This window comes from Neisseria dumasiana (assembly GCF_022870885.1).
In the GTDB taxonomy this organism is placed as follows: domain Bacteria; phylum Pseudomonadota; class Gammaproteobacteria; order Burkholderiales; family Neisseriaceae; genus Neisseria; species Neisseria dumasiana.
In genome coordinates this window covers 1,934,701-1,949,667 of the sequence record NZ_CP091509.1, presented here as the reverse complement: position 1 = coordinate 1,949,667, position 14,967 = coordinate 1,934,701, and the positions used below count along the sequence as shown (strand labels likewise).

At 45.0% G+C, this 14,967-nt stretch carries 14 protein-coding genes; 5 read left to right on the top strand and 9 right to left on the bottom strand.

Going from position 1 to position 14,967, the window contains the following annotated elements; translation table 11 throughout:
* Nucleotides 1–45: 45 nt before the first annotated feature.
* Nucleotides 46–297 (bottom strand): hypothetical protein, encoded by a 252-nt coding sequence (locus tag LVJ88_RS09035; protein WP_125940155.1) that lies wholly within the window; start codon nt 295–297, stop codon nt 46–48.
* Nucleotides 298–581: 284 nt separating this feature from the next.
* Between LVJ88_RS09035 and LVJ88_RS09030 the strand changes: the two genes are divergently transcribed.
* From LVJ88_RS09030 to rnhA, 5 genes are all read left to right on the top strand, one after another.
* Nucleotides 582–836: a helix-turn-helix domain-containing protein gene (locus LVJ88_RS09030; RefSeq protein WP_004282923.1), complete on the top strand. Its 255-nt coding sequence runs from the start codon at nt 582–584 to the stop codon at nt 834–836.
* Nucleotides 837–1,300: 464 nt separating this feature from the next.
* Nucleotides 1,301–2,629 (top strand): DUF3482 domain-containing protein, encoded by a 1,329-nt coding sequence (locus LVJ88_RS09025; RefSeq protein ID WP_085418433.1) that lies wholly within the window; start codon nt 1,301–1,303, stop codon nt 2,627–2,629.
* 883 nt (nt 2,630–3,512) lie between these two features.
* Complete coding sequence (locus LVJ88_RS09020; protein ID WP_085359887.1) at nt 3,513–3,716, top strand: dioxygenase; 204 nt, start codon at nt 3,513–3,515, stop codon at nt 3,714–3,716.
* Nucleotides 3,717–3,718: 2 nt separating this feature from the next.
* Nucleotides 3,719–4,090: a VanZ family protein gene (locus LVJ88_RS09015; protein WP_054599965.1), complete on the top strand. Its 372-nt coding sequence runs from the start codon at nt 3,719–3,721 to the stop codon at nt 4,088–4,090.
* A gap of 102 nt (nt 4,091–4,192) precedes the next feature.
* On the top strand, nt 4,193–4,633 hold the full coding sequence (rnhA, locus tag LVJ88_RS09010; protein WP_085418473.1) for a ribonuclease HI: 441 nt from the start codon (nt 4,193–4,195) through the stop codon (nt 4,631–4,633).
* Nucleotides 4,634–4,869: 236 nt separating this feature from the next.
* On the opposite strand, the gene LVJ88_RS09005 is transcribed toward rnhA, so the two are convergent.
* The 8 genes from LVJ88_RS09005 to tssK form a co-directional block, all read right to left on the bottom strand.
* On the bottom strand, nt 4,870–5,709 hold the full coding sequence (locus LVJ88_RS09005) for a hypothetical protein (RefSeq protein ID WP_085418434.1): 840 nt from the start codon (nt 5,707–5,709) through the stop codon (nt 4,870–4,872).
* A 158-nt stretch (nt 5,710–5,867) separates the two neighbouring features.
* Nucleotides 5,868–6,344, bottom strand: a complete 477-nt coding sequence (locus LVJ88_RS09000; protein WP_085418435.1) for an NGO0322 family iron-responsive protein — start codon at nt 6,342–6,344, stop codon at nt 5,868–5,870.
* Nucleotides 6,345–6,809: 465 nt separating this feature from the next.
* Entirely contained in the window at nt 6,810–7,316 is a 507-nt protein-coding gene (gene luxS / locus LVJ88_RS08995; protein WP_054599935.1) for an S-ribosylhomocysteine lyase, read from the bottom strand.
* A 387-nt stretch (nt 7,317–7,703) separates the two neighbouring features.
* Entirely contained in the window at nt 7,704–10,478 is a 2,775-nt protein-coding gene (tssH, locus tag LVJ88_RS08990; protein WP_085418436.1) for a type VI secretion system ATPase TssH, read from the bottom strand.
* A 61-nt stretch (nt 10,479–10,539) separates the two neighbouring features.
* Nucleotides 10,540–11,028: an Hcp family type VI secretion system effector gene (locus LVJ88_RS08985; protein ID WP_085356701.1), complete on the bottom strand. Its 489-nt coding sequence runs from the start codon at nt 11,026–11,028 to the stop codon at nt 10,540–10,542.
* Between the two features lie 152 nt (nt 11,029–11,180).
* Entirely contained in the window at nt 11,181–12,839 is a 1,659-nt protein-coding gene (locus LVJ88_RS08980; RefSeq protein ID WP_085418437.1) for an OmpA family protein, read from the bottom strand.
* A 13-nt stretch (nt 12,840–12,852) separates the two neighbouring features.
* Complete coding sequence (locus LVJ88_RS08975) at nt 12,853–13,512, bottom strand: DotU family type IV/VI secretion system protein (RefSeq protein WP_085418438.1); 660 nt, start codon at nt 13,510–13,512, stop codon at nt 12,853–12,855.
* A gap of 17 nt (nt 13,513–13,529) precedes the next feature.
* The gene (gene tssK, locus LVJ88_RS08970) at nt 13,530–14,933 is read right to left on the bottom strand and encodes a type VI secretion system baseplate subunit TssK (RefSeq protein ID WP_233127577.1); all 1,404 of its coding nucleotides are present in this window, start codon (nt 14,931–14,933) and stop codon (nt 13,530–13,532) included.
* Nucleotides 14,934–14,967 lie beyond the last annotated feature (34 nt).

The following is a 14,967-nucleotide window of genomic DNA, read 5'->3' as shown; positions in this document are numbered from 1 at the left end:
CTAAAATTCATTTTCAGACGGCTTTTGGTTTGATTGGCGAATAGGTTAACGGTAGCCTGTCATAACAATATAACCTTTAGCGCGCATACAATATCCAATTAATTTGGCAGCCTGTTCGCGGGATAAGTCGCTGGCTCTAACCTCATGGCGGCAATGACCTACTTGATCTGCGGTTGCTTCTTGGGATACCCCTTCTTTAAACCAATAACGGTATGGTTGTAATTGTCGGGGAGATCCACACGCTGAAACTAAGATAGCTAAAGTGAAACAAGAAAGAATAATTTTCATGGTTTTCATCGCAATTTAATTGAAAAAAAGATATTACTTTTTGTTAGAACCACCTTGACCTGAAGGCGGATTATTTCCTCTGCCGCCACCCGAAGGATTACCTGTTTTGCTTGGCCAGTTAGGATTATTACCGTTATTTGCGTACATTCATCGTCTCCTTATTATTGGGTTGAATAATTTCCTGAAAAGGAGAAATAAATATAAATTAAAATTTAATATAATTCAATTATAGTTGAAAAATATACCATTATAATTAATTGTTTGGACGGTCGGGTTTTTCCATACTCTATTAAATGGAAAAACAAAACAACCCACACCCTTACCGCTTGGTTTTTGCACAAAATATGCGCCAAGTCCGTCGCTTGAGGGAAATCTCTCAAGAAGAACTGGCATTTGAGGCAGGAATCAGTAAAACTTATATTTGCGAAATAGAACGGGGCAGCAGAGCAGTGTCGATTGATATAATGGGGCGGATTGCAGATGCGCTGGAATTGCCCTTAGAAGAATTGTTACAGCGTGATTTGGCAAAACTAGGCCGTCTGAAATAAATTCTGTTTATTTCAGACGGCCTAGTTTTATGGAGATATTTGATGGGTTTATATTAGCTAAACTATTTACTTAGTAACACAATAGTAGGGGCGGATTGTATATCCGCCCGTGTTTACATTTCCGGAATATCCGGACAATCCTTGCAAGATTTGCCGCTGCGGGCGGATATGTAATCCGCCCCTACAACATTGCAGAGAAAAATTTTACTTGTTTATCAAATCAATTACTTAGCAACCGTTCCGTCATGCTTGAGTTAAGTTCGAGTATGACGGTTTTGTTATTAAACTTAAGTTGATTGACTATATTAAGGCTGAAAATACTCAGAAAATTAAAAAACAGCCATCAATTCTATGTGAATTAGCATTTATACTTTTACGTTTACTTTTACGTTAACGAGAATACCTTGTCGGTACAAGACCTGCAGCCTAAAATGCAGGCTGTTAATTCAATGTAAGCTTTTGCCATGCAAAATCCCCTATCCCTAGCCGTCGTCGGCCACACCAACACCGGTAAAACTTCTCTGCTGCGTACCTTGCTGCGCGACAGTCAGTTCGGCGAAGTCAAAAACGCACCCGCCACTACGCGCCATGTGGAAGAGGCGGCGATTAGCGACGGCAGCAATACGCTGGTTTACCTCTACGACACGCCCGGTTTGGAAGATGCGGGCGGTGTGCTGGATTGGTTGGAAGCCAATACTTCAAGCCGTTCAGACGGCATCGAGCGTTTGCAGCAGTTTCTCGACAGCCCCGAAGCGGCGGGCGATTTCAATCAGGAAGCCAAAGTGCTGCGTCAGCTTTTGCAGAGCGATATGGCTTTGTATGTGGTGGATGCGCGCGAGCCGGTGTTGAACAAATATAAAGACGAGCTGACTGTGCTTTCGTGGTGCGCCAAACCCGTGATGCCTGTGTTCAACTTTATCGAAGGGCAGGATTTAAGCGAATGGACAACCATGCTGGCACGGCGCGGGCTGCATGTTTACAGCGGATTCGATACCGTTGCCTTTGATTTTGAAGGTGAAATCCGCTTGTGGGATAACCTCGCCACCATGCTGCCCGAACGCGATACGCTTGACCGCTTGATGGGTATGCGCCGCCGCGAGTGGCAAAAGCTCGACAGCGATGCCAAACACGATATCGCCCATTTTCTGCTCGATGTCGCCGCGTACAAGCAGGAAATCGACGAAGACGACAACCCCGAGCCGGTATTGCAAACTATGCAGGCCGCTGTGCGCCAGTTGGAGCGCCAACTTCAGCAGCAATTGTTCCAAACCTACCGTTTTTACCACAGCGAAATCGACACGGGTGAATGGGCGTTGAAAGAATTCCGCCAAGACCCGTTTGATGCGGATTTGCTCAAAGAATACGGCATCCGCACCGGCACGGGCGCGGCCACGGGTGCGTTAATCGGCTTGGGCGTGGACATGGTAACGCTGGGCGGCTCGCTCGGTTTGGGTACGGCCATCGGTGGTGTGCTCGGCGGTGTGCTGCCGAATATGCAGACCATCAGCGATAAATTATCCGGCATCCAAACGCTGCATATCGACCCGGAAACCATCACCTTGCTGGCCGCCCGCGCTTTGGATTTGCTCAACGCGCTGCAAAAACGCGGCCATGCGGCGCAAGCCCGGATTCAGATGCTGAGCGGCAAAACGCCGTGGCAGCCTTCTAAACTGCCGTCTGAATTGAACAAAGCTAGAAGCCAGCCGAAATGGTCTGCTTTGAACACGCATTTGCCGGAGCAAAGCAGGCGCGAACGTGAGGAAGCGGCAAAGCAGCTTGCAGCTAGATTATGAGAGGTTATGCGCTTTGCAGTGTATGATTTTTGGATAAAGGAACATAACCGAACATAAAACGAACGATGTTTGTTGCTTTTTTGGTTGATGGCGAAAATATTTTGAAAATTTTGTTTGACTTCAAATTCAAGGCTTGGCATAATACGCACATCAGGTTGCTTTGTGCAGCTTGATGTTTTCTCCTCTATTTCTCCTTTGTAGACTTGGCGCATACCCTAACGGGCTATGCGCATTTTTTTGCCTGAAGGTTTTATAGGATAAATGATTTTATATTTTTATATAAATCATGCACTTAATATAATATGCTTTGATAGCAGTTTAGGTTGCGAAGCAGTTTTTATGAATGTAGCCATCGTAACCCAACGGTTGAGGTAAAACATGTTGAAGGTTGTTTGGCAGATTTGGTTTGTTGTTTCTAAAAAAAAGCAGGATTTATATTCATCGTTTTTATTCGTTTGCGAACATGTAAGATATTTTTGATATTAAGATGATCCGATACCCTATGATTGGTTTCAAAGCTGCAGAAATAGAGTCTTATAAATAATTTTAATGGCTGAATTGATAAATTATATAAATAAAAATATTGACGCAGCTCAAATGCTTGGGCATAATTCGCGACGTTGGCTGATTTGAGTAGTCAGCTGATAGTTTCTCCTCTATTTCTCCTTTGTAGACTTGGCACACAATCTTACGATTGTGTGCATTTTTTTATCTTTTTTCGTTGTATTATTTCAGGCAGATTTAAGCGGTTGCATGTTGAAGATTCGATTTTGTTTGATTGAGTTCGTTATAGAATATCTGCTTTGACAATCAGAACGGCTCTTTTGAAAAACCATGCGGATTTTCAGCCGGTTCAATCTGCTTTTTATTGTTATTGTGAAATATGACGCCACTTTTGGAACTGATGAGCACCGAGGCTCCGGCAGCTGTTGCCGAAACATTGGATTTCTTTTTGTATGAATGTAGTTTGGAAGAAGCGCCTTCAATTCAAGAAGTTGAGGCTTGGCGCGATGTGTTAACCAAACGTGGGGGTAAATTTGCCCGTTTGGCTGCGCAATGCCAAACGTGGCTGGATGAGGAGGGCTAATGATTAGGCTGCCTGCCAACCGTTATACTGTTTTTGCCGTGTTGTGGTTTTTTGCCGGGGTGTATTTTTTGCTGTTGCGTGATTCGGGCGGTGCGCCGCCGTTCCGCCATTTTGACAAAGTAGCGCATTTCGCCCTCTTTTTTGCCCAAACTTGGTTGTGTGCAAAGGCTTTTATTGCAGAAGGCGAACCGATTCCTTATCGGATGTTATTTGTTTTGGCTATGCTGTTTGCGGTGGGAAGCGAAGTGGCACAAGCTGTGTGGACAACAACCAGAGAAGGCAGTTTGGCGGATGTTTTGGCAGATGTTTTCGGAGTGGCGGCGGCTTTGTGGCTGGCAAGTAAAGTGAGAGAGGCCAAGCTCTTGAAGTCTTAACGACTTTAATAACAAGTGCTTAGGCAGTATTGAGGCCGTCTGAAAAAAGCTTTTCAGACGGCCTGTGATATGATGGCTCAATCAAAAGTAAAGCAGATTGATATGGAAAAAACGGTTTATCTTTATACGGACGGCGCATGTAAGGGCAATCCGGGTGCGGGCGGCTGGGGCGTGTTGATGCGTTATGGCGCTAATGAGAAAGAATTGTTCGGGGGCGAGGCGGAAACAACCAATAACCGAATGGAGTTAACCGCTGTTATCGAAGGGCTGAAAGCATTGAAGCGGCCTTGCAATGTGCAGATTTGTACGGATTCGCAATATGTGAAAAACGGTATGGAGAGTTGGATTTACGGTTGGAAGAAAAACGGCTGGAAAACGGCTTCGAAGCAGCCGGTAAAAAACGAGGACTTGTGGCGGGAATTGGACGGTTTGGTTGGCCGGCATCATGTCCGTTGGACTTGGGTGAAGGGGCATGCCGGTCATGCAGAAAACGAACGGGCGGATGAGTTGGCCAATAGGGGAGTTGGGTTATACACACGCTAGAGGCCGTCTGAAAATTTTGGGAAAAACCCTTTGCGGTTTGATGTAGCCGCGCGAAGGCTGTTTTCCCCTTTATAGAATATTTTTACCGAACTAAAAAGATACGCATTTTTATGCGTATCTTTTTTAATGGTTTTGGCTAAGCAGTTTTATGTCTTTAAAATAAATATCACAGGACGGGTATTTCTGCCAGCTCCAACTTATTGACTATATAAAGCTATTTTCATAAAGCTTTCGGTTTAAAAGTGGTATTCCAGTCTTAACCCTGCTTCGTGTGTATAGTTTTTAGGTTCGATAACGGAAAGGGTTTGGTTGCCGTTGCGAATGTGGCCGGTATCGGAATCAAATACTTTCCATCCCCGGTAAAACGGGCCGATGCTTAGTGCGGATTGATCAGAAAAACGCTTCGATAAAGGCAGGGTTGCTTCGAAACCTTTGCCGTTTTTTTGTTTTAATGTGACGTTAAAGCGGTTGTTGTAGCTGTGTTGTCGGCTGTGAAGTACATGATGGTACGCCGCCAACGGTGTGAGTTCTAACGAGCGTGGCAGCTTAATGTGCAGGCCGGCTGCTGCGCGGGCGTAAACGGCTTGGTTTTGGCGGTCGTAATCGTGTTCGTTTTGTTTGCGGGGTAAGTCTTTAAGTACACGGTAACCTAAGCCTGTTTCCAACAGAAGCGATGTTTTTTCACCAATCGGGTAACGGTATTGGTAAGCGGCTTGTATATGGTAGGCTTTTCGGGGCGTATTATGGTAGGAAACAGAGCTGTAAGGTGTGGCGGGCGTTTCATGATTGGCCGTTATGCCTCCCGTGTAATCCGACTTGCCTTGGGCATAACGGGCATTCAGGTTTGCGCTATGGTAACGGTTGAACGGGTATGCCATGCCTGCCGAAACAGACCATAACTTGCCGCGCTGCTGCATAATGCGTTGGGTGCCGTGTCTGTATTCTCGATAGGTTTCCCGGTAATTTTCTACACCCACAGAAAATTGGATGCGGTTGTGCATTGGTTCGGCTGAAGCGGTGCGGATACCTGGCAGAAAAGCACAGCAAAGAAGTGCGATATTGTAAAAACGAGCCATTTTTATTCTTTTGGAATATTTTTGCCGATTGTAAATCGGTATGGCTGTTTTTAAAAGCGTTATGTTTTGTTTCAATAAAATTTGTTGCGCGGAATCGTGAACCAAAAAAACCGCCCCACTAGGGGGCGCAAAAGGAACACAAACCACTACCAAAACTTTTACAGGGCAAATTCTTCTATTGTTTGTTTTGCCGGATATAAAGCCTTCATTAAGTCGGAAGGCGAAAGCGTATAATCCCGATTATCTGCTGTGGTTAAGCGGCCTTGACGGGGGGTAAGTTCGATCAGGCGGCTGTTTGCAGCTTGGATAAATGTTTCTTTGGTTGCACGCAAACGTCGTTGTAGTGCTGCGGTAACGCGTTGGTGCAGTTTGTCTTTTTGCTCTACGGTACGGGCTGAAGTGATCCAGCTTAAGCGGGTAGAAGCATCTTCGGTTTCAATCAGCAGAATACCGGTATCGGGTTCGTTTTGCGGGTTGTGTTCAAGCCAAACGTAATATCTGCCGTTTAGTGTGATAAACACTGCGCTATGGATTTCCGGACAGTCGCTACATTGTGTTGCCAGCAGTGAATGCACAGCTTTTTGGTGCAATCTCAGAATATCGAGAGAAATCTGCTTAAAAATACTTTCAGGCATTTCTTTCTCCTTTTGTATCTGTTCATGTGCTGAACCGTTGATGTGCATTATACGGAAAAAATGCTGTCTTGCAAATGATAATTGTTATTATTAGTAATATATTTTATAAACTTATGTTTTAAATGGAAATTAATTGAGTAAATTCTTGAGTGAAATGCTATGCTTTATGCTTTTAGATTAAAAATTATAGGGTTTTGAAAAGAGCTCATATCGCGAATAAACTTATTTGTGATACTAGGCAGCAAGCAGTAGACAACATAAGTATAGTCAATCTACTTAACTATAATGGCAAGGTGCCACAATGCTGGAGTAAAAGTGAGTTGATTTGGCTATATAGGAAAATTTTGGTTGGGTATGGCAGTGGCCAATACATCAAGGCCGTCTGAATAGTTTCAGACGGCCTTGATGCAGAAGATTAAAGATACCGGTTGCCGTAAAAGCGCACGGTATCGTTTGCTTTGGTGTTTATGAATTGAGCAAACGCTCGTCGAGCATCAGATCTTCGCTTTTATTTACGCTGATTTTGCGCTCCAACACATTTTTGGCAATGTCTTGTGCCTCAATCAGCGAATGCATTTGATAAGTGCCGCATTGGTATTCGTTTAATTCGGGGATTTCGTTTTGATTCTGCACGTTTAAAACGTCTTGCATAGAAGCAAGCCAAGCTGCGGCAACTTGTTCCTCATCGGGGGTGCCGATCAGGCTCATGTAAAAGCCGGTACGGCAGCCCATTGGCGAAATGTCGATAATTTCTACGTTTTCACCGTTTAAATGTTCGCGCATGAATCCGGCAAACAGATGTTCCAACGTGTGTATGCCTTTTTCCGACAATATCTCACGGTTAGGCACACAGAAACGCAAATCATATACGGTAATGTCGTCGCCTTTGGGCGTGCGCATGGTTTTAGCTACCCGCACCGCCGGAGCGTGCATACGGGTGTGGTCGACTTTAAAACTGTCCAGCAATGGCATGGTAACTTCCTTTTCAAATATCGGTTTCGCGAGCCTGCGGCAAGCGTATCCGGCAGCAGGCATTGAGTTTGGCAGAATCATAACATTTTTTTGCGGGTGAGGCCGTCTGAAAACGAATGGCCGGGCAGATAAGGTGAGGCTTTTGCAAGAACTCCGTCGGAGATGCAGCAACGATGGAGCAAGTTGAGATTATTTGCGAATATGATGTGCTTATTGCGCTGCTATGCTTTGAACTGCATCCGCATGCGGAGGTGTTGCAAAGGTGTCCGGCTGTATGAACGAGTGAAAAGGCCTGTGCCGGCTTTTTCACAATACGCACAATCTTTTGAAGCATTTTGGAGACGTTGTGTAAAAGCCGGCACAAGCATTTGGGAAGTTGAACAATCGTTATTCAAACAATACATCAATCTCGCCGTTGGCTACCGCCAATGTTGCCTGTTTGGGCGGGTGGCCGACGGTTTGCTGCCATTGCAGGAAGCTTTGTGCAATAACCGGCAGCACTTGCTGGTTGAGCAGGTGGTCGATATTGCGGGCGCCGCTGTCGTTGATTGTGCAGGAAGATGCAATCAGATGAACAAATTCATCGCTGTACACCAGTTTGGTTTGATGTTGTTCATGCAGATGTGCCGCTACTTTATTGAGCTTGAGGCGTACGATTTCAGCCAAGGCTTCTGTTTGCAACGGTCTGTACAGTATAACCTGCATCCGCGCCAGCAATGCGGCTTGGAAATGATCTACCAAAATAGGGCGGATAGCTTCTTGGAGTTCTGCCTGTGTGTATTCCGGTGTTTCGGTGCTGCTGTCTTCTTCCGGCATTTCGGGCTGTTTTTGTTCGGATTCGGTAGATTCCGGAGTGGATGAACCTTCTGTTTCGGGCTGTTCTGCCGGAGCGTCTTCAACAGGTTGGAGCAGCTGGAGCAGTTCGTCGGCACCCAGGTTTGAAGTCATCAAAATAACGGTGTTTTTGAAGTCGATTTCCCTGCCTTCTCCGTCCCGCATGATGCCTTTGTCGAACACCTGATAGAAAAGGTTGAGAATATCTTTATGGGCTTTTTCAATTTCGTCCAATAAAACCACGCTGTAAGGCTTTTGGCGTACGGCTTCGGTTAAGATGCCGCCTTGCCCGTAACCGACATATCCGGGAGGAGAGCCTTTCAGTTGCGATACGGTATGAGCTTCCCGATATTCAGACATGTTGATGGTGATGAGAGATTTTTCGCCGCCGAATAAAGCATCGGCCAATGCCAATGCGGTTTCGGTTTTGCCGACACCGGATGGGCCGGAAAGCAGGAATACGCCCAACGGGGATTCATTGGTTTTCAAACCGGCTTTAACGGCGCGCAGGCTTTGCGCAATGGCGTGGACGGCTTCGTCTTGGCCTACCACGCGCTTAGACATGATGCTTTCCAATTGCAGCAGGTTGGCCAGTTCGTCTTTGAGAATGCTGCCTGTCGGCACACCGGTCCAGTCGGCGATGATGTTGGCGATCACGCTTTCGTCAACGCTGGTAAATATTAAACTTTGGCCGTCTGAAGCCATTTTTTCCAATTCGGCTTGGGCTGCGTGCAATTCGTCTTTCGCGTGAATGCGAGCGGATTCATCGGTGTCGGGGTGTTTGATTTTTGCGATTAATTCCTGCACTTTATCGGCCAGCTGTTTTTCTGCTTCATAACGTGCAGTTAATGCTGCTTTTTTGGCATTCAGTTCGTCGAGTTCTTGCTGGGCCAAAGCCATTTTTTCTTGCTCTGATTCGGTTGCTTGGCTTAATAAATCATCGGTTTTCAACGCTTCAATTTCACGTTGCAAAGATGCGGCTTGGGCATCCATCAGGCTGAACTGATGCGGTACGGTGTCCAAACTCATGCGGACACGGGCAGAAGCCGTATCCAACAAATCAACTGCTTTGTCGGGCAGTTGGCGGCCGGTAATGTATTTGCGGGAAAGTTGAACGGCTGCCACGATGGCGGAATCTTGAATATGTACGTTATGGTATGCGGCATAGCGCTGTTTCAAGCCGCGCAGCATGGTAAAGGCCGATTCATCATCGGGTTCGTCCACTTTAACCATTTGGAAACGGCGCTCTAGGGCGGCGTCTTTTTCAAAATACTGTTTGTATTCGCTCCAAGTGGTTGCGGCAATGGTGCGCAATTCGCCTCTGGCCAATGCGGGTTTGAGCAAGTTGGCGGCGTCGGCGCCGCCGGCGCTGTTGCCCGCACCAATTAAAGTGTGTGCTTCGTCAATAAACAGCAATGTTGATTTTTCAGCGTTTTGAACGGCTTCGATTACGTTTCTCAAGCGTTGTTCGAATTCGCCTTTCACGCCGGCACCGGCTTGCAGCAAGCCTAAATCCAATACCAGTAATTGAGTGTCTTTCAAAATGGCAGGCACTTCGTCGGCTGCAATTTTCAATGCCAAGCCTTCTACCAATGCAGTTTTGCCGACACCGGGTTCGCCGACCAAAATGGGATTGTTTTTACGGCGGCGCAGCAGAATGTCGATCATCTGGCGGATTTCGGTTTCTCTTCCGAAAATAGGGTCTATCTCGCCTTTTTGTGCTTTTTCGGTAAGGTTAACGGTAAATTTGGCCAAGGCTTCGTTTTGGTGGTTTTGGGCAACGGAAAAAGCGGCTGATTCGGTATTGCCTGCTGATGCAGATGAGGCATTTTCCGCCGCATCGCTTGTGTGTTGGATGCCTTCGGTAGAAACTTCGTCCAGCCAGTTTTTCAGACGGCCTATCTGTGTTTCGGTGATGCTGAAAAGCGGCCAGGCATCTTGGCTCATTAAGCGGTAGGGTGATTTTAATAAGGCAATGTAAAGGTGTGAGGAACGGATTTCTGTGCTGCCGTCATCAGAAGCCTGCAGCCAGGCATCAGACAATAGTGCAACCAATGATTTGGACAGGCTGGGGTTGCCGCGCACATTTCGGGGCAGTTTGTCCATGGTTGCCAGAAGGGGATTCCAGATGCCGTCTGAATTGATTTCATAGCGGCGGAGAATCGATACAATATCGCCTTCATCCAGCTCCAACAGTTTGATAAATAGGTGGTCGACGGTAATTTCGGCATGACCGCGGGTTTGACATAAACTGGCCGCCGCTTCCATAGCCTGTTGGCAGTAATGGTTCAAACGTCGGAGAAGCATGGCTTGATTCTGAGCAGACATAATAATTCTCTAGTTAATGTGTTTAATAAAAAGTGCTGCCGGTGGGCAGCACTTTAGCGGCTTAAGCGCGGCTTTCGTTCCAGCTGTCAGAGTGGATGATGTTGCCGTCTTTGTAAGTCCAAGTGATTTTTTCGTAACGCAATTCTACACGCTCCAAGTGGTTGTAGCGCTCGCGTTGCGGATCTTTGATGTTGTACATTACGGGTGCAACACCTACCACTTTAACGTTATCCAGCTTGGTATTGAAATACTCTTTCTCTTGGCCGGATTCGTCGATTTGATACCATTTGATCTCTACTTCTTTTAAAGTTTGGCCGGTAGTAACCGCTTTAAACAAGTAGGGAGAAGAAGCATCGTATTCTTTATACAAAACGATCGGCTCGTGTACGCGGGTGCCGGTTAATTTGCCGGTGTTTGCATCAGTAGGAATACGTACGTTGTGTTGGAATTCAACGATTTCAACGCTGTCTTCACGGCCGTTTACATCTACAGAACCCTTAATGGCAGAGCCACCGTCGTCTTTCAGCCACATATAAGCAGGAATTGCCATATATTACTCCTTGTGTAATGAGGAAGGTTAAGATACTCCCTGAAAGGGAGAAAGTTTGCCCAATAAGCATATTGGTAAACTTTCTTTATTCTAATGAAATTATCTATATTAAATTTATTTTTTAGACGAAAGTCATATTTTTAAGACAGATGTCATTTGTGATTAATCATTTCGTTGGGAATCAAGGTGATTTCAACCCGTCTGTTTTGTGCTTTGCCGTGTTCGGTTTCATTATCGGCTATAGGTTTCGTATCTCCGTAACCTTTGGTTGCAAAGCGGCTGGCAGGGATATTGGAAGAAATAACCAGCCAATCGCGCACGGCAACGGCACGTTGCTCGGATAATTTCTGGTTGGCTGCCGGGTTGCCGACATTATCGGTATGGCCTTCGATAATGACTTGTGTATCAGGCTGCTCCTCAATTGCCCGGATCACTTTGATTAACGATTTGTTGGCATTGGCTTTTAATTCGTATTGCCCTGATTCGAAGAGGGCAAGGCTGTCAATCGTCAATACCACCGGTTCCTTCTTAGGCGTGGGCTGCGGCGCGGCAGGCTTGGAAGGGGTAAGCATTTTTTCCAGGCTGATGATTAAGTCGTTACCGTGGTAAAGGCCGAGACCGTAATGGGTAGGAATTCCTTCGTTTTGGTAACGTTTAAGCATATTCAGGTCGGCATATAGGGTATCGGTTACTTTCAGGCGTTCGGATTCAGAAAGATTCTCTTTGTTTTTAAAGTCGTCAACGTGTGCCTGTATTCCTTTGAGAAAAGCGGCATTGTTATAGCCTGAACACATAACGGCTACCCAAATGGCGGCAACTATGATTGAAGATATTTTGAATAACAGTTTTTGCAGCCAGTTGGTTTGATGGAAAGAATCCCGACCGATAATTTTTTCGGGTAAATGCAGCGCATAGGATGGATAAACCTTCCGGATATTTGAGTATTGAATATTCAGTTTGCCTGTACGGTTTGAGATAAATTTATGCCATTGGGAATGAGGAGTGGCGTCTGAACGGTTAACAAGGCCGATACTGCGTACATCGATATAAGACCAACCTATATCATGCTGATGGTTGAAATATTGTTTTAAGCAATCAAGTGCTTCGATCAGGTGAATATAATGTTGGTTGTTCAGAATGTTGTGATTATGGATAAATTCTGATGCCAAATGTTGTTGAAAGCTTTCAAACTGCTTGGGCAGATTTGATTCTTGGATACCCGTGTTTAATTTTTGTGCAAACCACACAGGTTCTGAAAATTCATTCACCCCTAAAAAATCTGCAGGCATATCGATAATCAGATTTACAGGAACGCAAGCATCAATGTTTTTTTGCAGAAAAAGAATATTTCTCAGCCAGTTTTTCAGTAGAGGGGTTATGTCGCTATGTTTTGCAGGACGACATACCAGAGCCAACCCCAAAAAAAGAGGTTTGCTTTTGTATTCATCCATTAATCCGAGTGCTATTTTGTTTAGATATTCCGGATTGTTTACTGGAATATAGGCGATGCCGTCTGAAACATTAACTTTGTTATCCGTTAAGTCGGTATCCAAAATGAAAATAAACTTAACTGTCTGCTCAAGGTTCTTAATCTGGTTGCGGATGTCAAACCATTCACCTTGATAGCCCGTGTTTTTTGAAAGAAATTCTTTTCTTTTGAAAAACCATAGCGATACACAGCCGATTACGATTAGTAAAAGGGCAACGCTTTTTATCAACCAATGGGTGTCGATATAAAAAATGATGATGCAGAAAGCTGCCAGCCCGGAGGCCAGCAGCAAGGATAAAAAAGTATAGCGGTTTGAATCCATATTTCAGTTATGCTTATTTGGTTGTGATTTGTTGCGCTAAATTACTCAAATAAAAATCGTATATAAAATACGTTACAACGGTAATAGCCAATAAACAGGCAAATACCCAACCCGGATTGAAAGAGAAACCTTTTTTCAGCAATGTGCCTTTGTAGTCTGAATAGAAAAAGTGGCCGTCTGAAGTATCGGCGGAATAAGCGGGCTTGGGCACAAAACGGCTTAACTCGTTGCGCCACTTTTGCGCTTCCTGCTCATCTAAAACATATCGGCCTCTGAAGCCTAAATTCAAAATACTTAAATATCCTTCGGCAATTTTGCTGTCGGGCGTTTTTTCTGAGCATAATTTTTCGATTCTGTCGCACAAAACATCCCCTGCGTGATAAGACTGGAAAAAGTGGACTTGCAAAGGTTCCATTTCCCAAACGTCCCGGTCTTGCCCTTGAAGGTGTTTTAATGCCATCTCATCCAGAAGGGCGCATTGGGCATACGATAGGGCATCGATTTCTTCTGATGAAAAACCATGCTCGTGCAGATGGTTTTTGAATTGCGTAACCAATGTTTTTCCATATTCGTGCCAAGTAGCTGCGGTTTCGGGCGTGGCGCCGGAAGAGAGAGTGGCAACGGCAATCGCGGTATCCCGCAGGCTGCTTCTGATTAAAAATTGATTATTCATTTATGGGTTTCTTTCACTCAAAGGTTTACAACGGCATATAAACTTAAACGCAAATTGGTAACAGATGCCGGAACATAGATGCTGAATGCTTGAGATTCCAACATGCGTTTGAAAGCAGGGTGGTTTTTATCCAATCGGAAATAAACATTGTCCATGCGTACCGGCAAGCCTGCCGGAGCTTGATTCAACAATTGCAAAGGCACACCCAACACAGCGGTGTTGATAACTCTTTCCACATCATCAGGTGCGCCGACTTTGCTGACTAAAGGCAATTGTTTCTGAAGGTCGAGAAACGATAAGGTTTCAGAGTGTGCAGACAGGAAAAATTCTGCCGAACCATCAATGCGGCTATCGAATATCTGTGCTCTCCATTGCGTCGGTTTGAAGTGATCCAAACTGATTTCAATAACGGGGGATGGAATCACTTCGTCCAGCAAGTCTCGAATTTTTATTTCTAAATTATTGAAGGTTTTATATAAATTTAAGTGGTCGTAGTTGTCTATGTTTTCAACGGATTCGGAGATGCGGAAGGTGTACAACATCCCTAAAAGTCTGCTCATCAGCTTGTACAACTCTTCGGGATGGTGGTTCGGATGCAGTTCAAGATGCGATATTTCGGGATACACGCTGTTGAGGCTGTGCAAAAACCAAAACAAAGTCGAATCGGAAACGGAGAAATCTACAAGATCTTCGCTACGGGCTTTCCGACGTGCCGACAAACTGTGTATGCGTGAAAATAATAAAGACTTAAGCCTTTGTAAAAGCTCAACAAGATAAGGCGAGCTTTCAAGCAGCACAGAAGGAGGAACATAGCGGCTGTCGAAAGTGAATTTTCCGTGTTCGTTTTTAGACAATCTGGCAACCGGGCATAAAATATAGTTGTCGTTGTCTTCAAAATCGAATCTGATTTGGAGATTGTATTGCTCGACGGCAATTTCCACTTCTTCGTCTGAAAATAAATCAGAAACCGTTTCAAAATATTTTTTGAAACGGCGTGGTGCGCCTGCAGTGTCTTGTTTGCCCGACAAATTCGAGGTGTGGCTTTGCCAAATGGGAACAGCCAGATAAACCAAAACATTTTTGGCCGACTCCGGAATGATATCTAAAGGACGGGCTTCAATAATATCGTTACTTAAACGGGTATCTAAAACAATACCGTCGGGCAGGCACAGCTGTATGAAATCGATTTTGATTTTTCCGACTTCAAGTGCTTTGTGATCAAGATGTTGCTGCACAACTCCCCAATTAAACGCCCTTGTTGTTTTCAGCATAGTAGCCGCTACAAAATCATTATATTGATTTTGTTGTTGAAAATGCTGGGGTGACAATAATATGCCTTCTTCCCATAATGGTTTGTAAATTTTCACGACCGCTTTATTCCTAAAAAATAACCGATAATCATCATTTCTGGACAATAGCATATCTTAGCTCATATACTCAAAATAAATAATTAGC